Consider the following 19,499-nt stretch of genomic DNA (forward strand, 5'->3'; position numbering starts at 1 on the left):
CACCTATTTTTCGTTAAACTTCCACTCTGTTTTCATATAAGGCTTATTAGATATTTTGTAAATCCACGAATACATTAATAAAGCAATAATCATATTATATACCGGCATTATTATTATTCCATCAAAATTCATTTTAATATTAGTAGCTCTATATAAAATATATACTAATATATATTTTACTGCTGTTATAACTAGCGTAAATATAACTGGAACTAACTTTTTATGTTTTAATATATTTTCACCAATATAAGCCGCTAAAAGACATAATAATAGATTAGTAATAGAATTGATACCAAATACATTCAAAAAATATATATCCTGTATTATCCCTGAAAAACTACCTATCAATATAGCTTCATAATATCCATTCACAATTGAAAATAAAATAGCAAATACAAATAACAAACTTGGAAAACAGCCCTTAATTCCCACAAAAGGCATTAGCGTATTATCTAGCACCAAAAAGAATAAACATAATAAAATTAATACAAATCTCTTCATAAAAATCTCCTAATTAATCTTGCTCATATTTTCTATTTTCATCATAAACTATAACTACAAGTTCCTCTAGTTTATTAAATTCTACATATGGTTCTATTATTGCGCTTTTATTAACCTTAACTTTATCCTCATCAACAGACAGTACTTTGCCTATTTTTATATTTTTAGGATATATCTTTCCCAATCCAGATGTATATATTTCATCTCCGACTTTTATCTGAGAATTTATAGGTAAAAAGTCTATTTTAGCCAAAAGCTTTCCATTAGAATCTTTATACCCCTTAACTATTCCTCCAGTTTCATTACTTTCTTTTACTTTTGCATGTACAGCTACATTTTCATTAACTAGTGTTTGAACTTTTGCCCAGTTAGACCCTACTTCGGAAACCTGACCCACTAAGCCGTTGGCTGATATAACTACCATTTCTTTATCTACACCATCTTTTTTACCTTTATCTATGATATAACCATTTAAGAAGCCTCCGCCACTAACCCCTATTATGTTTGTTCCTATGTATTTATATTTACTGTTATTTTTATCGCTTTCATTTTTAAAATCTAATATAGCTCTTAATTCATCATTAGTTTTTTTAAAAGTATCATATTCTATAAGCTTATTTTCAAGCTCAATATTCTTTTTCTTCAAATCTTGATTTTCTCTTTTCACATCTGAAAATGTATAAAAAAACGTCATACATCCTTTAACCTTTTCTGATGCTTTATAAGCAAGCTTTTGGACTGGATTGACTGCTGCTCCTGCGCTACTAGAAAATATGTTATAATTATTTTTTTTCGCAGAAAAAATAATTATACCTAAAAATGTAACTGACAGAACTATAACAGTTACTGCCAGTTTATTTTTAAAAATCTTCACTCAGATTAACCTCTTTGTTGTTTTGCTATTATGTCAAATTTATCTAATGCTTTTCCAGCCCCTAAAGCAACACAATCAAGTGGTGACTCAGCTATATGCACAGGCATATGAGTCTCATGATTTATTAATTGATCCAATCCTTTTAAAAGCGCTCCTCCACCTGCAAGCATTATACCTTTTTCTATTATATCTGCTGCAAGTTCTGGTGGTGTTTTTTCTAATGTAGTTTTAATAGCTTCTATTATTGCTGATACTGGTTCTTTTAGAGCATCTCTTATTTGAGTTTCACTTATTTCAACTACTTTAGGAAGACCTGTTATTAAATCTCTTCCCTTTATTTCCATAGTTTTTTCTTCTTCGCCTTCAACTTTAAACGCTGAACCAACTCCAACTTTAATAGCTTCTGCTGTTCTTTCACCAATCATTAAATTATATTCTCTCTTTATATAACTAATAATCGCTTGATCTAATTCATCTCCAGCTACTCTTAAAGATCTACTTGTTACTATTCCACCTAATGAAATCACAGCAACTTCAGTAGTTCCTCCACCGATATCAACTATCATACTTCCTGTTGGTTCATCAACTGGAAGACCAGCTCCAATTGCAGCTGCCATTGGTTCCTCCATAAGAACAACATCTCTAGCTCCTGCTTGTTTTGTAGCTTCTTCTATAGCTCTTCTCTCTACTTCAGTAACTCCTGATGGAAAACATACTATAATTCTTGGACTTGTAAATGCAGATTTGTTTGTTATTTTTTCAATGAACTTTTTAAGCATTGTTTGAGTTATATCAAAATCTGCTATAACTCCATCTTTAAGTGGTCTTATAGCTACTATATTTCCTGGTGTTCTTCCTATCATTTGCTTAGCTTCTGTTCCTACAGCTAATGGCTTTTTAGTAATATTGTTTATAGCAACAACTGATGGTTCGCTTAAAACAATACCTTTTCCTTTTACATATACTAAGGTATTAGCAGTTCCTAAATCTATACCCATATCTTTATTTATTCCAAATAATCCCATTTTTATTCCCCTTCCAGTTATAAGATTCCTTTTTCTTTCATACTAATAAATTTGTTATTTCCTATAATTATATGATCAATAAGATCAATACCTATAAGTTTTCCACACTCTTTTATTCTAAGAGTTATATTAACATCCTCTTTACTTGGTGTTGGGTCACCAGATGGATGATTATGACTAATTATAATTGAATTTGCACTTTTTTTTAGTGCTTCTTTAAATACCTCTCTTGGATGCACTACAGAAGAATTTAAAGTTCCCTTAAATAATTCTTTTTTCCCAATAACAACATTTTTTGTATTTAACATAATTAATATAAACACTTCTTGCTCTAAAGAGCGTACTTCATCTGTTAGAAGCTCTGCCACATCCTTTGGTGAACTTATTTTGTATTCACTTTTTTCAAAACTTCTAAATCTTTTAAAAATTTCACATAAAGCTAGTATTTGTGTAGCTTTTGCTTCTTTTACGCCTTTTATACACATGAGTTCTTCTGCTGATGCTGAAAATAATCCATTTAGACCATGAACTTCTTTTAATATTCTGCTACTTAAAGTAATAACATTCTCGCTTGAAGTTCCTGTTCTTAGAAGCAATGCTAAAAGTTCTACATTACTCAATGAATCTGGTCCGTATTTTATAATTTTTTCTCTAGGTCTTTCATTTTGTGGAATATCAATGATTTTCAGGTTATTGTTCATTTTAATAACTCCTATTCAATTATTGAATTCCCCATCCCTACTTAATTTGTGATAGCATTTTATTTAACCTATTTAAAGGCAATCCCACCACATTATAATAGCAACCTTTTATTTCTTCAACAAATACAGCTCCTAATCCTTGAATTCCATAAGCTCCTGCTTTATCCATAGGTTCAGAAGTTTTTATGTACTCCTCAATTTGAGATTCTTCCAAAATAGAAAATTTAACTTTTGTACATACAGCATCTGAAATAATTTTATTATTTTGGGTGTTAATCACCGTAACCCCTGAGTAAACTTCATGGGTTTTTCCGCTTAACTTAGAAAGCATAAAAAAAGCATCTTCTTCTGTTTTAGGTTTTCCTAGCACTTCTCCATTTAATACTACAATAGTATCTGCTGCTATAATCAATGAAGGTTCTTGTAGTTTTTGTGCTACCGTTTCAGCTTTTTTTCTAGATAATTCTTCTACATAAGCTTCTGCATCACAATTAAAAATTACAGTAGATTCATCAAAATCTGAAACTCTAATCTCAAATTCCTTAACTATCCTACTTAAAAGTTCTTTCCTTCTTGGTGACTTAGATGCTAAAACTACATGCATTTTATCACTCCCAATACTTTCTATATAGTATTATTGCCAAAATAACACATATTATAGACATAAAATTTAAATTTACACTTATACCAAAGGTTAATGATATAACCTTTAAATCAAGTACTAGTGGAGATGTATTTCCAATTGTATATTTTTGTTTAAATAGTTCTATATTCTGAAACTGATTTCCTAAAAAATCACCTATAAAACTACCTAAAATAAGACCTATAAAAATTATTAATATTATAAGCCATACATTTCTATTACCCTTCTTCAACACTTATCCCACCTTAACTTTCATCTAATATAGTTTATCACTTATTAAATTCATACACAAGTGAAAAAAAACAAATTAAGAATTTCTTAATTTGTTTTACATTTTATTTAATATTTGTCTAGATTTAGAGAAAACAATTCCCTTATACGTTGATCAATTATTTTTACATCTCTTATTTACTTTTAAAAACATTTAATGCCTTAAATATGTCTGAATAGCTTTTATCATTTTCAGCTTTTGTTATTTCTTTAGGCAAGTTCTTTATTGTGTCTTGAAGTTCCTTATATGTTTTATAATTAGCACCTGAAGCTTCTCCTTTCAAAGTATCAGCCCACTTTTTAAAATCCTCTGTTTTAACTGACTTAACATCCTTATCATTCAACTTACTAATTATCTCAAGATATCCACTTATCATACCTGCTATTTCAAGATTACAAGAAGCACTTTTATCTATTTTATAATTAATTTTAGTAGCAGTAATATTTTCTGTAGTAAGCTTTTCTAATAATTTTGTAGCATCTTCTGGTTTACCTATAAATGAAATAGCTCTATATTTATCTCCTTCATTTAAGATAAATATATCATATTTATCTTTCAATTTATTTTTCAAATCATCTGCATTTTCCTTCTTAGAATAATATCCACACTGAACTATAGAATAATTCTCAACACCATCTTTACTTTGTGTTTTGCTATCTTCAGCTTGAATAGAATTTGGTTTTTCTACCTTAATTTTTTCTGGAGAACCTTGTCCCAAAAATAAAAACTTTGCTATAAGAGTTCCAATAACTAATGCGATTACTACCATAAGTATAACTATTATACCAAATCTATTCGAATTATTTTTCCCTTTGTTAAAGTCATATCTTGTATACTTCATATAATCACCCACCTATTCATCTTTATATTTAAATCTATTTTAATTTACATAATTATATTCCTAAAACAAAAATAGTTTACATAAATTTAAAAAGTAAAAAGTGGCCTCATATAATCTTAAATATTAATATTACTACATTTATACTTATAATTAATTTTATAAATTCCTATATATAAAAAACGACATAGAATTTTCACACTCTATGTCGTAACCTTCATTATATTTATTATTTAACTCTTCTTGCGCCAGCATATCTTGAAGCATAATAAGATTCTCCAAGTGAACTTACTGTTACAGTTTTACCAGATGAAGGTGCATGTATAAAGTCCCCTCCACCTACATATATACCAACATGACTTATAGGACCATATGTATTAAAAAACACTAAATCTCCTGGTTGTAGGTTTCCTCTACTTACTGATGAGCCTGCCCCCCATTGAGAACCTGTATAGTGACCAAGCGATACTCCAAATCTAGCATATACATATTGTGTTAATCCAGAACAATCAAAAACTTTTGGACCAGCTGCACCAAACACATAAGGTCTTCCTATAAAATTATACGCATATTGAACTACTGCACTCCCTGAACTTGAGCCACCTCTTGAAGAAGGCCCATTCCCACCAGATGATTTGCTTCCTGATGATTTTTTTTCACTTGATGAATTTGATCCACTATCCGAAACAGCCTCTTCTTTTTTAGGTGCTATTATAGTTTTTTCACCCTTTAATTGAGTACTTTTTAGCACAACACCTTGTTGTGTTTTAACTGTAGTGTCTGCTTTAACTACTTTATTTTCACTAACCATGTTAGAAATGAGTGCAATTGAAAATACACTCGCTATAATTAAACATTTTTTCAATTTCATAATATCCCCCTCAAAAATAAAGTTACTCTCTCCAAAGTAAACATTTACAGAACCAAAGTTACTATAAACTTTATGTACATACTAATTATATACATTATGTCAACCTTTGGTCAACCTTATTTTAAGAAAAATTTAAGAATTTTTTAAGAAACTTTTTCATATTTTATACGTCTTTAATAATAAAGCAAATTTTCATATACTTAATAAGCAATTTATTTTAAAATTTTAAATGTATAAAAAACACCATTTGGTTTTCACCAAATGGTGTTTCTAATATATATTAGCCCATACTTCCTCTAACTTTACCCATTCTTACAATCCACTCGTTAAGGATTTTAAGTTCTTCAGTTTTATTTTGGATTATGTCATCTTCCATTCCTATAAGATGCATTATTATAGGTTTTGTTGTTTTAAGTAAAGTATGATAGAATTCATTTTCATCTAAATATTCAAAATCTATTTCAAGATTTAATATTTCATTAACTAATTTCATATCTTCAGCATACTCAAGTCTTGCTGACTCATCCACAATCTTTTTTGATATCTTACTATTTGCAAAAAGAGCAGCAAATCTAAAGTCTTCCTTTATTTGTGGGTAAAATTCTTTAAGTTTATCTATTCCGTAATCTCCATACTTATCTTTTATTTCTTTCATACCTCTTCCCATACCCATAAATTCAGGTGGCATACCTAATGTATACATAGCTGCTGTATATGATATAGCCCTAGGTACTGAGAATTCTGTACTATTATCTATAGCTAGTATTTCTTTCTTTAAAGTTTCATCCTTTACTAAATCAGCTATATCTTGAAGATTAGCAACTTCCCTATTATAATCTAAACCTGTTTTGCTCTTGGTTAGCCTATCTCTGTTTTTAGGTATGAAGTCTGAAACAAATGATACCGTATTTATTATTTTTAAGAAAGTTTGTAAATAATGTTTTGAAAATATTCCTATAAATTCTTTCATCAAATCTATATCTTCACTTGTAAATTCTCTTGGAAGTGATTTATGTATACTTTCATTTAACTTATTAACAGCTTCCTTTGTCTTTTCTGCTCCATGATCATATCTCAATGCAGATTGAACTGTGAATGTTTTAATTCCCGAATAAGTTTTTATCATTTGTTCTACATTTTCAGCTGTAAAATGTCCTCTAAATGGAAGTGAACCACAACCTAATATAGGTGCCATTTCTACGCTATGTTCTTTTCCCCAAGTATAAGCTTTGTTAATAGCTATTATAACAGATAGAACTCCTGATATCATACCATAAGACATAGCTGAATCTGATCTTGCTATCATAAATCTTAAACTATCTAATTTATCACCTTTTGTTTCAGATGTATGGTAAAACTCATCAAATATTTTATCTATATTTACTAAAGAAGGTACTCCTTCTACTAAAGGTATTATTCTTATACTATTTAGATCAAACTTCGTCTTATAATTCTTATTTCCTAACTCAATTACTGAATTAACTCTATCTTGAAACTCTGAAATTTCCTCCCCAGTTTCAACCATAGGTACAACAACTTCTTTTATAGCTTGTATTCCTGAATTCTCATAAGCCTGAACATTAGTTTCAACAATAGACATTATACTCATTAGCTGTCTAAAGACTGACTCCTTGTTTGCATTGGGTATTCTTGGCGTTATTGCAACATCTTTACCTGGTATTATTCCGTTTGCAATTAAGCCTAATGCAACTTGAGATGTTTGATGATATGGTGTTAACTTTCCTTCAAAATCTATCATTATTTCATCTATACCAAGACCACCTTTATTTTGAAACTTTAACCCGTCGATTGCTTCTTGAGGTTCCTCTTGTATAGAAACATATGTACTTACATTATCTGGATGCTGCGTCATCATAGAACTTGGAAATTTTTTCATTTAAACCACTCCTATATGAATATTTTCTTTTTTCAATAATTCAATATTATCATAAACTCTTAAATAAATAAAGCTTTTTTATTATTTTTTGCAAGTTTTTCTCTTGTGTACTTGCATTTGACACATAATAACGTTTTCTCAGCTCATTTTTATAATATTTCCCTTTTTATAATCTGTAATAACATCTATTGAACTATGCTTTCTACAATGCTAATCTAAAAATTAGTTTTAGGTTAGTTTTATTATTGATAGTTAATTAAATATCTAATTTAAATTTCAATATATAATAAAAAACATTCTCCTAAATTCTTGGAGAATGTTTTTTTCTCATTATATTTTATAAGGTAATCTTATTCCATTAATTATTTCTTTATTGATATATTTAATATCATAACCTCTTCCTCTTTCCTTAATACTCTTTAAAAATATTTGTTTTCCTTCATTAAATGCTATTGCATTAAAAAGTATTTGAGGATTCATTTTTGTACATCTTATTATTATAACATTTTTAGATGCTATAGCTTTTAATCTCTCATCTCTTACTATAGCACAATTGTACCCATCAAATATTTTGGATATTAGTATATCCCCAACCTTTAATAACTTCTTATCATACTTATTTGCAAATTCTTCTTTAATATAATACTTTCCTTTAAGTAACTCCCAATATTTTATTGAACTAGGCTTTATATAGCTTATCCCTTTAATATCCTCATCAGTTTGAAGGTATTTAGGATTAACTGATATTCCTTCAAAAACCTCGGCAACCTCTCCTATCATAAAACTTGTTTCTTGTGAAGCTAAATTTAAGTTCATTATTTCCTCAATGGACCCATTAGTAACTAGACTATTCAATATTAAGCTTTCATTTTCTACAGATTTTACATTATTCATCATATATACCCTCCCCACCTTATAGTTATTAACATAAAATTAGTAAACGTTTTCTAGTTTTATTATACACTATAAACTTCCATATTAAAATATATTCTTTGAATTTTCTGATAATTCTTTTTTTAATAAAAGTGAGTATTTTAAATACTCACTTTTATTAAAATTAATCTTTTTTCGATTCATTATAACTGAATATGTCTGAAAACAAATCATGAGCAAGAGGTGCTGCTATTACTCCTCCAAAATATTGCTCTCCATTTGGTTCATTTATTATTATCATAACTGTAACGTTTGGATCTTCTGCTGGAGCCATTCCTACAAAAGATGCTATTTTTTTATCCTTATCCTTAGAACCTAATTTTTCAGATGTACCAGTTTTACCAGCTATGGAGTATCCATCTACTTTTGCTGGTTTACCAGACCCTTTTTCTATAACATTTTTTAAATCTGCTCTAACTTCAGCAGCAATCTCTGGCTTTCCGACCACTTGCTTTTTAGGATCAAAAGTCTTATCCACAACCTTTTTCCCACTTTCATCCACATGAGAAACTTCTTTCATTACATGAGGTTGAATTAAAGTACCTCCATTAGCAATAGCATTTACAGAAGCCATAAGTTGAACAGCATTTACAGTATCTGTTTGACCAAAAGAAATATTAGCCAAGTCAACATTACTTATCTCTTCTGTTTTCTTTATTACACCTGCTGATTCTCCTGGCAAATCTACACCTGATGGCTTACCAAGTCCAAATCTTTGAATGCATTCATTTAAGTTTTCTTTTTTTATTTTTTTTCCTAGTTGCATAAATCCTGGATTGCAAGAATTTTCTAAAATCCCAGATAAATTTAAATGTCCATGTCCACCTTGTTTCCAACAATTTATTCTAATACCATCTACAATCTCATATCCTGGACAATTAAACCAAGAATCCTCATTTACTACCCCATATTCAAGCCCCGCGTAAGCTGTTAGCATTTTAAATGTTGACCCTGGCTCAAACGCTGTTGATACTGCCCAGTTTGACCACATATTACTAACCTTTTCAGAATTACTATTCCCATCAAATTTTTCAACACCTTCATAAGGCTTATTAGGATTAAAATCTGGTTTATTAGCTAACGCTAAAATTTCTCCATTTTTAGGGTTACTAACTATAACTGTAGCTGTTTTGGCTTTCTGCTCTGTAAAAGCTCTTTGTGCAATCTCTTCTGCATAATATTGAATTTTTTCATCTATTGTAAGTACTATATCATGTCCATCTTGTGCATTTGTAACACTAGCAGTACTGTATGGATTTTCTCTATTCCCAGCATCTATTTGAGACACCTTCATGCCTGGGACTCCTGTAAGTTCCTTATTGTATTCAAGTTCTATTCCACTTAATCCTTTTCCATCAGCACTTGTAGTTCCTAATATATGCGATAAAAAGTTATTGTTTGTATAATATCTCTTAGTATCTGAAGATACTACTAACCCTAATATCTTTAAATCCTTAATTTTTGTAGCAACATCATTTTCTATTCTTCTAGCCAAAATAGCAGACTTAGCTGGCGCTCCACTTTTTAGCTTAGCCTGTAATTTTTCTAATACCTCTTCTTCTTTCATCCCTAAAATAGGAGCTATTTTAGATGCCATTTGATTAGGTGTCATATGCTTTTTCTTATCTTCTGTATCAAAATAAGTATCTCTAAGAGTATCTAAATCCAAATCTACTCTATAAACGGATGCACTTCTAACAAGCTCTTTTCCATCTCTATCTAGAATCTTTCCTCTTTTAGGTTCTATTTGCATTTCACTAGTCCATTGCTCTGTAGCCTTAGCTGTAAGCTCTGTTTTTTTCCATATCATTATGTAAGCCAATCTTCCAACTAAACTTATTAGCACAAGTACCACACCAAAATTCACCAACAACATTCTTTTTTCTGTTATAACAGGTTTTATTATTTTTCTTTTTTTATTTGACTTTTTCATAAAATCCTCCAAAGCTATTTTTTGAAGTAACTAAAACTACCTAAAGATAGTATATAATAAAATATACCTAATGAAAAATATTTTTTTATTATTTTTAAGAAAACTCCCCTTTAAGCAAATTATAATACATCTTTACTTAAAAGGAAGTTTATTATTCTTAAATTAATCTCCAACACCAAAATCAGTATTATTATAAAGAACTTCTATAGTCTCATGTTTATCCAAATAACTATACTTTTCTTTAAACCATTTTATAATTTCCTCATCTCTTTTAAATTTAGTTGTATTTTCAGTCCATACATTTACAGTTCCATATTTGAAATTTTCCTCTAAAAGTTTCATATCTAAATCTATAAGTTCTTTTGTTTGTCCCTTTATCCCTACCATAAGACAAACAGACTGAAAATATTCTTTAACCTCTTCTACAGTTTTAAATTTAGCATTTTTATTTAAAATATTATTTCTAAAATTATAATCAAAACTTTCAATACCTACCTTAAATATTATAGGTACGTTAAAAAAATCTCTCATCTCTTGAAGTCTATTTCTATAACACCAATGACTCTCTAAAAATAACAGCTTTATATTTTTCTCTTTTATAATATCTCTTATTTTTTCTAAACTAGTTTTAGGTATTTCAAAACAACTTCCAGAGTTAATAACCTCTATCACTCCATATTCTCCAGTTATGTTTTTAAGCACTTCCATGTTAAGCTTATTAACTGCTTCTTCATCTTTTGAATTATCATCTATATAATCACAAAATGCACACTTTCCCCATACACATGGAAAAGATTTAAGTAAAACTATCTCTCTTTCGTTTTTATTAATTATCTTATTATATCTATCCATAGTTTCTCCTAACTATTAACTATTTTTTGTCTAAGGGTATAAGGTACCCTTGCTAAAAATGCACTTACAGCTACACAAGCTAAAAATTTATCTGCATAATCAGTTAAATATTGCACTATAAATACAGATACAACTTTATTAACTCCTAAATTTGATAATACAGTTACTATTATAGAAGAACCTGAAGATGTTATACCTCCAAATACAAAGGCTGCTATAATAGCACTAGCTGTTGAAGTAAATAATGTTATTATGAAAACTCCAAATATTGTCCTAAATCCTTTTAGCATACCCTTTCTATACAAAAGACCTACAAATAATCCAGTAGTTATCTGTACTGGAGCAAAATATATTGAATATATATCAAAAGTTACACCACTTACAAGACTTCCCAAAATACCCGTTACGACTCCCGCTAACGGTCCAAATAAAAAGCTCACCATTATAGTTCCTATAGAATCCATGTATATTGGAAGCTTTAAATTTAAAGCTATAAATGCTCCTATTATATTAAGAGCTATTCCTATACCTATTATACTTATTTTACGAGTTGATACCTTTTTCATAATTTTCTCCCCCTAAATACCATACCTATTATTATTTAATACAACTTCTATTTCCTTTTTATAATTTGGAAATAATCTAGTTAAAAACATCACCATGAATCTCTTAGCATCTACTTTAGTTAATACATGACAGTTTGGTTTTTCTCTATAAAAATCAGCTACATCTACCATACTTTGTCCTATAGCTTCTCCATTCTTTACTACTTGAACAAAATAATCCTCGCCACTGCATATACTAGAATCTAACAAATATCCTATTGCAAGCGGATCATTTATAACACATCCTAAAGTTCTTTCTTGTTTCCAATGAAAATCTACATAAAACCTTGTAATATCAACTATAAATTTTGCTATTTCATCTCTACTTTCCAGATAAATCTGATTCAATAATTCAATATAATTTGGTGTTAATACAATCTCTCTAGTTACATCTAATCCTACCATAATTAAAGGTATATCTATATTTTTAAACACATAATCTGCTCCATGAGGATCTACCCAAAAGTTAAACTCAGCAACAGGTGAACAATTACCATGAGATTTAAACGCTCCTCCCATTAAAATAACTTCCTTTAACTTATTAAAAGTTTCCCTATCCTTTTCTATTGTTAAAGCTAAATTAGTAAGCGGACCTATTGCTACTACTGTAAGATTTTCATACCTCTTAGCACTTTCTAATATAAAATCTACAACTCCATTTTTAACCTCAACATCATAAACTTCTTCAATAAAAGTTTCCCCTAACCCATCTTCACCATGAGTATCCTCAGCTGTTACAAATTCTCTTACTAAAGGCTTGCCTTCACCTACATAAACCGGTATATGAAGCATATCTAAAAGTCTTAATACTTTTAAAGCATTTTTAGCCCCCTTGCTTGCATGAACATTACCTGATACTATAGTTATCCCTACTACATTAATCTCTGGTGATTTTAATGCCATAATAAGAGCTAAACTGTCATCAATCCCTGGATCACAATCAATAATAATATTTTTCATTTTATCCTCCTTGTTTTCAAAATTTAACCAAGAAGAACATATAAACGTAAAAAAGAGCGCACTAAACTAGAGTGCGCTCGTAAAATACGATATACAGTCCTAGTTTTTTATAGAGGGATGGTTCATGAACCTCTACTAAGAAATTATTATTCTTAGATTTCTTTATTTGATTACTCACTAATTATATCAAATTCTTGTAATTTGTCCACATTCCATTTATATACTAAACCGTTAGAATTCCAATTTTACCAATGAAATACTGCTTAAACAATTAAATTTTTATTCTTTAATAGTTATCTTTAAACTTGCTAAATCTATATTTTCATACATTAACTGTATATTTTTAGGTAAAGATAACTTATAATTTTTACCTTTTTCTACCTTAATATAACTTAAAAAGAATTCTTCATTATTTCCATATATCTCTCGCTGATTTTCCATACTTAGCATTGCTACTTTATTATCTTCTGAAACAAAATTTATATTATTAGCAATATAATCTTTATAAATACCTTTAGCCTTTACTGAAACTATAAATTTATCCTCTTGTTCTTTTATATCTTTAATAATAAAACTATTCTCACCTTTTACTATTTCCTTATTCTTAGCTTCTTTAATACTTAACATAGTATTTTCTCCTGTTTCATCAGTATTCATTACAGAAGGTATTATTTCTAACGTTTTAGCTTCATCTAAAAAGCTCATAGTATTGAACTTAAAATTTAGCTTTCCTTCATCAGGATTCCCTCCTCCAACAAATCTTTCTGATATTTTTTCACCTTTTTCATTTTTTATAAAAATGTTAAGCATCTTACAACTTGGAAGGTTTTCAGAAGCAGGTGCTGTCAGCTTATGCCAAGCTATTTCATCTTTTTTTAGCAACGTAACATCTCCACTTATCTCTATGGGATTATATGTCAATTTATTTATAATTACAGTAAAATCTCTAAGCTCTATCTTCTTATTCTGAGCTAAAACTTTAGTTACATCATTAAGTTTTTTATTTTCAACTTCGGCCTTAAATTCATATTGTGCCTTATTTTTTTTATTTAGAATACTAGTTTTCAATTCATATGTCTTATCTATAGAATTTTTTGTTTCTGCCTCTCCAACTAATATATATTTATTATTTTCTAATTTAATAGGTATTCCTAAAGAACCAAAACTATATAAATTATCCTTACCATTTATAAACGGCCTTTGATCTATATCTAAATTATTTAAATCCTCACTAGTTAGATTTTCTCCCTCTATTTCATAAACTATCTTTATAGATTTGTCACTAGTATATACATTCTTCAAAGTTATTTTGTAGCCATCCTTTTCAACTACACTATTTATATCATAGCCATACTTCTTTGTATCCTTTGTTAATAGCTTTTCCGCTGGTATTAAGATACCTTTGACCTTCGCTGATACATTAAATGTATTTTCACAAATAACCAGTGTACAAAATACAATTCCTGCTGCTATAATTCTTTTAGTCCAAGCACTTTTCTTCTTATTTACTTTTATTTCACCAACTTTTTTAGTTTCTAAATTTAATAATGTATTTTCTATAATACTATCTACTACATCAGGAATTTCTGAATTTGTATCTTTAAACTTATTCTTTAAAAATATATCCTTTTTATCATCCATAACATTATTCCTCCTTTAAAACTTCATACAGATTCTTTCTAGCCCTAGCTAATCTAGACTTTATCGTACCTTGGGGTATACTCAAAATATCACTTATACTTGAAAGAGATAAATCTTCATAATAATATAAATGAATCAAAACCCTTAAATCTTCATCTAGAACTGCTATAGCTTTATTCAAGTCTATATCTTCATAAATATCATAATAAGTATCAAAAGGATTTTCATTCTTATCAATCAAGATAACCTTAGAATTTTTCCTATGTATTTCATTACACTTATTTATAAGTATCCTAATTAGCCATGTTTTGAAATACTCATTATTTTCTAAAGTATTTATATTCTCATAAGCCTTTAAGATAGTATCTGATATAGCATCTCCCACATCGTGATCATTTTTCAAGATATTCTTTGCAATCTTGTACAATGATAGTTTATTATTTCTTATAAGCTCTATAAAAGCTTCCTTATCGCCTGCCTTTGCTCTTCTAACTAAATCTAACCTATTCAAATTAAATTCTCCTTCTTCTATAGCTTGCGCATTCAATTCTAACACCTCCTAAAAATCTTTAATACATCCTTTAGATGCAAAAGTACTTTAGTTGGTTCTTATAAATAAAAAAAATCTCAAATAAAAATAATTGAATATAAATATATTCTAATATACTTTTATTTGAGAAGCCTTTTTTACAAAAATTTTAGTACTTGTATTTCATCATATAAATACACTATACAGCAAGTTGTTCCCTTATTACTTTTGTCTGCCAATTTCCTTTTCTAAAAACTAAATACCCATATATACAAACTATTAAATTACTAAAACTCATTGAAAACCAGATTCCACTCGAACCAACTTCTGTTAAATACTTAAATATAAGAATCATTGGTAATCTAACAAACCAAAGCCTTCCTATTTCCATATTCATAGAATACTTAGTATGTCCAGAACCTTGGAATAAGCCTTGATATACACTAAACATACCCATTAAAGGCATAGAAAAAGATATCATCCTTAAATATACAATTCCTTGATTGAATACTTCCCCTCGTTCTTTAGATTGCATAAAGAACTCAATAACAGCATCCTCTTGCCAAATAAGTATTATGCAACCTATTATAGAAAAACCTATAGTAAGCTTCATTGCCTTTATAAAAGCTTCTTTAACCCTATCTATTTTTTCTGATCCTAAATTTTGTCCAACAATTGCAGTAAGAGATGCTCCTACTCCCATAGCTGGTTGCATTATTAATGAGGTTATTCTATTTACCATGCCAAAGGCTGCAATTGTAACCGTTCCATAAGAAGCTATAAATGAATTTAAAACTATAAATCCTAATGCCGCTCCAGATTGTCCTACCGCTGATGGTAAGCCAACCTTAACAATGTTATTCATTATAGTCTTATCAAATTTAAAATTCTTTAAGCTAGGCTTAACAGCAACATTAGACTTCATAAGAAGATACATTCCAAGTATTGACAAAACAGCTTTAGCTACTAGAGTTGCAAAAGCTGCCCCACCAACTCCCATATTTAAAGTGAATATAAATATAGGATCTAATATACAATTTAACACAACACTTGCTGCACTAAGAAATGTTGTCATTAACGTATTTCCTTGTGAATTCATTATTGCATTAAAAGCAAAAAATAAAAATGTAAAAGGCATGTCTAAAAATGTTATTCTTAAAAATATATTACTATAAGTCGCAAGCTCTCCAGAAGCCCCCATTAACGTTACTATAATTGGGGTAAGTAAAAATCCTATTCCTGAAAATATTAAAGCGCTTATTACTGACATAACAACTAATTGACTCGCATATTTAGATGCTTCCTTATATTTAGATGCTCCTATAAATTGCGATAATAAAGATGTTCCCGCTATTGATAACCCCATCCCTATTGATATAAACAAAAAGTTTACTGGCCAAACAAATGATGTTGCTGCAAACTCTGAAGTTCCAATCTTACTAACCCATATTCCATCAACTATACTATATAGTGTTTGTATAAGATTACTAATCATCATAGGTACAGCTAATGTTATTATAACCTTATACAAGCCCCCATTAAGTATAAGATCCTTTCGTTTTTTAGTATCCACACTATCACCCCCTAATTAATAGCTTTTTTCTATTGTGTAAAAATAATACAGATAATTATACCACTTTTAAAATTGTATAACAAATAAAACTAAGAATTTGAAATTATTTTTATATAATTGTATTATATAAAAATATAAGTAAATTTATATTGAGAGGTGAATTTTATTGTTAGCACAAGATAGATATCAAAAAATACTCGAATTACTTGAACAAAACGATTCTGTTAGGGTATCTAACCTTATTAAAATATTTAATGTTTCGATGGAAACTATACGAAGAGACTTAGACCATCTTGAAAAAAAGGGGCTACTAAAAAAAGTTTATGGCGGTGCTGTTCGTGAAAGAATAAATACAAACCAAGCTTCCTTTAATGTGAGAGAAAAAGAATTTATTGAAGAAAAGCAGGAAATTGCTAAAATTGCTATTAGATATATAACAGAAGGTCAATCAATTGCTTTAAACTCTGGTACAACTACTTTAGAAATAGCAAAACTCTTAAAAATTAATTTTGAAAAACTTACTATTCTTACAAACTCTGTAGCTATAGCTTTAGAGCTATCTGATATGAGTAAATATACAATAATTCTTTGTGGAGGTATATTTAATGGTGAAGAATATTCACTGGCAGGCGAATTTGCCTTAGAAAATATATCAAAATTCCGTATAGATACAGCTTTTATTTCTGTAAGTGGAATTTCACTTCTAGACGGTTTCACTGATCATAACTTAGATGAAATTCAAATTCAAAGAAAACTTATAGAAATATCTCAACAAGTTTTCATGCTAAGTGATAGTAGTAAATTTGATACACTCTCTTTATTAAAACTTTGTGATATTTCAAAAGCTGATATGATAATTACAGATTCTAAACTTAATGATAATATATTAAATAAATATAAAGCTAATGATATTGAAGTTATAAATAAATAGGATAGAAAACTCTGCTATATAGTTAAAAGTATATAAATGCCTTAAATTATTAAACACTCAATATAGATATCTATTATTGCTTAGTAATATTAGATATCTATTATTTTTATTATAATCAAAAAAATATTACATCTTTTCCAGTATATAATAAAATATTTATAGGTAAAAGAGAATACTAGTTTAATATTACAATTTATAAATTAAGGGTGTTAATATGAGTATATTAAGAGAGATGACTAGTGTTGAATTTTATAAATATTTAGATAAAGCAATAAAAACTTATGCACAAGAAAAAATCAAATCATGAAATTGTAAAAAAGAAGATGCATTATCTTTATCAGAATCAGTGTATAATAAACTTCTTCCTGATGGAGTGAATACAATAAATAATTATCTATTTTCTATAATAGATGAGAACAACAATTCTCGAGAAACTCTTTTACCATATCTTTTTCATAAGGCCGACACAGCACACACAATAGCATATAACAACTAGTCACTTTTGCTTAAAAAATCACACATTACAACACAAAAACATATTTTACCACAAGAAACACCACTAAAAACCACAAAATCTCTTGAAAAACCACAAATATTGTTGTATTATATATCTAAGAAAAAAACTGGAGATGATTGTGAATGAATAATAAAAAACTAAAGAAGTGGCAAGTAATTACTTTTATATGCTGTTGGCTTGCTTATGCTCTTATATATTTCGGAAGAGTAAACCTATCCGTTGCAATTCCATATATACAAAATGATTTAGAAATAAGTAAAGCACAGGTTGGATTAATAGGTAGTTTATTTTTTTGGATTTATGGCATTGGTCAATTAACTAATGGTTACTTAGGCGATAAATTTTCTTCTAGAATTATTATCTTTATAGGTTTAATAATTACAGCTATCTGCAATATATTTTTTGGATTTGCTACTAGCTTAACTATCATGTTTATATTTTGGTCTTTTAATGGATACTTTCAAGCAATGTTATGGGGGCCAATAATAAAAACTACCTCCCATTGGTTTGAAGAAAATAAAAAAAACTCTATTGCTATTATCTTAGGTACTTCCATGGTTGGTGGTAATATTCTTGCTTGGGGATTATCTGGTAAGATTCTTTCTATCGCAAATTGGAAATGGACGTTTTGGGTTCCTGGCATTATAATATTAATATACTCTTTTATTTGGTTATTAACAGTAAGAGATACCCCTAATGAATTAGGACTTATTCTTGAAGAACAGCCTACAGATATAAAAGTTGATACTTCTAAACCATACGAAAATAACAACTTATCTTTTATAGAAGTTTTTAAAGAAACAAAACTTTGGTTAATAGTTATTGGTTGTATAGCTCAAGGAATAATAAAAGATGGTATTGGTTTATGGGGACCTACTCTACTTATGGAAACTCAGGGGCTAAATATGAAATCTACAACAACCTTGATTCTATTAATACCTATTATGAATTTTATCGGTATAATGTTTACCGATTGGCTTAATAAAAAACTTAATAATCAAGAAAAACTTACTACTTCTATTTTATTTACATTTGGGATAATAAGCATTATTGCTTTTATTAAATTTCAAAGCTTTGGTCCCATTATAAGTTTAATATTCTTATCCTTAGCCTCAGCTACAATGTATGGTGTAAATACTATTCTTCTTGGTGTTATACCTCTGAGATTTGCAAAATATAACAAGACATCTTTAATAGCTGGCTTTCTTAATTTTGCATCATATTTAGCTACAGGTTTTGCATCATTTATCACAGGACTTTTTGTTGATAAATATGGTTGGAATTTTGTTATAATCAGCTGGAGTATATTAGCTCTACTTGGAATATTATCAATTACTATTAGCTGGAAATTAGATAAAAAAGCTACTTTAGATATTCAATATAAAAAATTAGCTTAATATAAAT

Annotated in this window: 19 protein-coding genes and 1 riboswitch; of the genes, 2 read left to right on the plus strand and 17 right to left on the minus strand. The window is 28.7% G+C overall.

The window, feature by feature from the left end; all coding sequences use genetic code 11:
* Nucleotides 1-3 precede the first annotated feature (3 nt).
* From mreD to BUB01_RS01985, 17 genes are all read right to left on the minus strand, one after another.
* Nucleotides 4-501 carry a rod shape-determining protein MreD gene (gene mreD / locus BUB01_RS01905; protein ID WP_072984720.1) on the minus strand — a complete coding sequence of 166 codons (498 nt, stop codon included), beginning with the start codon at nt 499-501 and terminating at the stop codon, nt 4-6.
* A gap of 13 nt (nt 502-514) precedes the next feature.
* On the minus strand, nt 515-1,375 hold the full coding sequence (gene mreC / locus BUB01_RS01910) for a rod shape-determining protein MreC (RefSeq protein ID WP_072984721.1): 861 nt from the start codon (nt 1,373-1,375) through the stop codon (nt 515-517).
* Between the two features lie 5 nt (nt 1,376-1,380).
* Complete coding sequence (locus tag BUB01_RS01915) at nt 1,381-2,400, minus strand: rod shape-determining protein (protein WP_072984722.1); 1,020 nt, start codon at nt 2,398-2,400, stop codon at nt 1,381-1,383.
* A 17-nt stretch (nt 2,401-2,417) separates the two neighbouring features.
* Nucleotides 2,418-3,101, minus strand: coding sequence for a RadC family protein (radC, locus tag BUB01_RS01920; protein ID WP_072984723.1), 684 nt, complete (start codon nt 3,099-3,101; stop codon nt 2,418-2,420).
* Nucleotides 3,102-3,138: 37 nt separating this feature from the next.
* Nucleotides 3,139-3,705: a Maf-like protein gene (locus tag BUB01_RS01925; protein WP_072984724.1), complete on the minus strand. Its 567-nt coding sequence runs from the start codon at nt 3,703-3,705 to the stop codon at nt 3,139-3,141.
* A gap of 4 nt (nt 3,706-3,709) precedes the next feature.
* Nucleotides 3,710-3,979 carry a DUF4321 domain-containing protein gene (locus BUB01_RS01930; protein WP_242958348.1) on the minus strand — a complete coding sequence of 90 codons (270 nt, stop codon included), beginning with the start codon at nt 3,977-3,979 and terminating at the stop codon, nt 3,710-3,712.
* A 169-nt stretch (nt 3,980-4,148) separates the two neighbouring features.
* Entirely contained in the window at nt 4,149-4,856 is a 708-nt protein-coding gene (locus tag BUB01_RS01935) for an SPOR domain-containing protein (protein WP_072984726.1), read from the minus strand.
* 226 nt (nt 4,857-5,082) lie between these two features.
* Complete coding sequence (locus tag BUB01_RS01940) at nt 5,083-5,724, minus strand: C40 family peptidase (protein WP_072984737.1); 642 nt, start codon at nt 5,722-5,724, stop codon at nt 5,083-5,085.
* A 280-nt stretch (nt 5,725-6,004) separates the two neighbouring features.
* Entirely contained in the window at nt 6,005-7,621 is a 1,617-nt protein-coding gene (gene ppcA, locus BUB01_RS01945) for a phosphoenolpyruvate carboxylase (RefSeq protein ID WP_072984738.1), read from the minus strand.
* Between the two features lie 330 nt (nt 7,622-7,951).
* Nucleotides 7,952-8,515, minus strand: a complete 564-nt coding sequence (locus BUB01_RS01950) for a restriction endonuclease subunit S domain-containing protein (RefSeq protein WP_143152435.1) — start codon at nt 8,513-8,515, stop codon at nt 7,952-7,954.
* Between the two features lie 163 nt (nt 8,516-8,678).
* Nucleotides 8,679-10,487, minus strand: a complete 1,809-nt coding sequence (locus BUB01_RS01955; protein ID WP_072984740.1) for a penicillin-binding transpeptidase domain-containing protein — start codon at nt 10,485-10,487, stop codon at nt 8,679-8,681.
* 162 nt (nt 10,488-10,649) lie between these two features.
* Complete coding sequence (locus BUB01_RS01960; protein ID WP_072984741.1) at nt 10,650-11,339, minus strand: radical SAM protein; 690 nt, start codon at nt 11,337-11,339, stop codon at nt 10,650-10,652.
* 8 nt (nt 11,340-11,347) lie between these two features.
* Nucleotides 11,348-11,905, minus strand: coding sequence for an ECF transporter S component (locus tag BUB01_RS01965; protein ID WP_072984742.1), 558 nt, complete (start codon nt 11,903-11,905; stop codon nt 11,348-11,350).
* A 12-nt stretch (nt 11,906-11,917) separates the two neighbouring features.
* The gene (locus BUB01_RS01970; RefSeq protein WP_072984743.1) at nt 11,918-12,904 is read right to left on the minus strand and encodes a nucleoside hydrolase; all 987 of its coding nucleotides are present in this window, start codon (nt 12,902-12,904) and stop codon (nt 11,918-11,920) included.
* 93 nt (nt 12,905-12,997) lie between these two features.
* Nucleotides 12,998-13,043: riboswitch (PreQ1 riboswitch) on the minus strand.
* Nucleotides 13,044-13,183: 140 nt separating this feature from the next.
* Nucleotides 13,184-14,545, minus strand: a complete 1,362-nt coding sequence (locus tag BUB01_RS01975; RefSeq protein ID WP_072984744.1) for a DUF4179 domain-containing protein — start codon at nt 14,543-14,545, stop codon at nt 13,184-13,186.
* A 4-nt stretch (nt 14,546-14,549) separates the two neighbouring features.
* Entirely contained in the window at nt 14,550-15,092 is a 543-nt protein-coding gene (locus BUB01_RS01980; protein WP_242958349.1) for a sigma-70 family RNA polymerase sigma factor, read from the minus strand.
* A 181-nt stretch (nt 15,093-15,273) separates the two neighbouring features.
* Complete coding sequence (locus tag BUB01_RS01985) at nt 15,274-16,647, minus strand: MATE family efflux transporter (protein WP_072984745.1); 1,374 nt, start codon at nt 16,645-16,647, stop codon at nt 15,274-15,276.
* 166 nt (nt 16,648-16,813) lie between these two features.
* On the opposite strand from BUB01_RS01985, the gene BUB01_RS01990 reads away from it, so the two are divergent.
* Complete coding sequence (locus tag BUB01_RS01990) at nt 16,814-17,578, plus strand: DeoR/GlpR family DNA-binding transcription regulator (protein WP_072984746.1); 765 nt, start codon at nt 16,814-16,816, stop codon at nt 17,576-17,578.
* A gap of 639 nt (nt 17,579-18,217) precedes the next feature.
* Nucleotides 18,218-19,492 carry an MFS transporter gene (locus tag BUB01_RS01995; protein ID WP_072984747.1) on the plus strand — a complete coding sequence of 425 codons (1,275 nt, stop codon included), beginning with the start codon at nt 18,218-18,220 and terminating at the stop codon, nt 19,490-19,492.
* The last annotated feature ends 7 nt before the right edge of the window (nt 19,493-19,499 follow it).

The organism is Clostridium cavendishii DSM 21758, assembly GCF_900141845.1.
GTDB classification, from domain to species: Bacteria; Bacillota; Clostridia; order Clostridiales; family Clostridiaceae; genus Clostridium_AG; species Clostridium_AG cavendishii.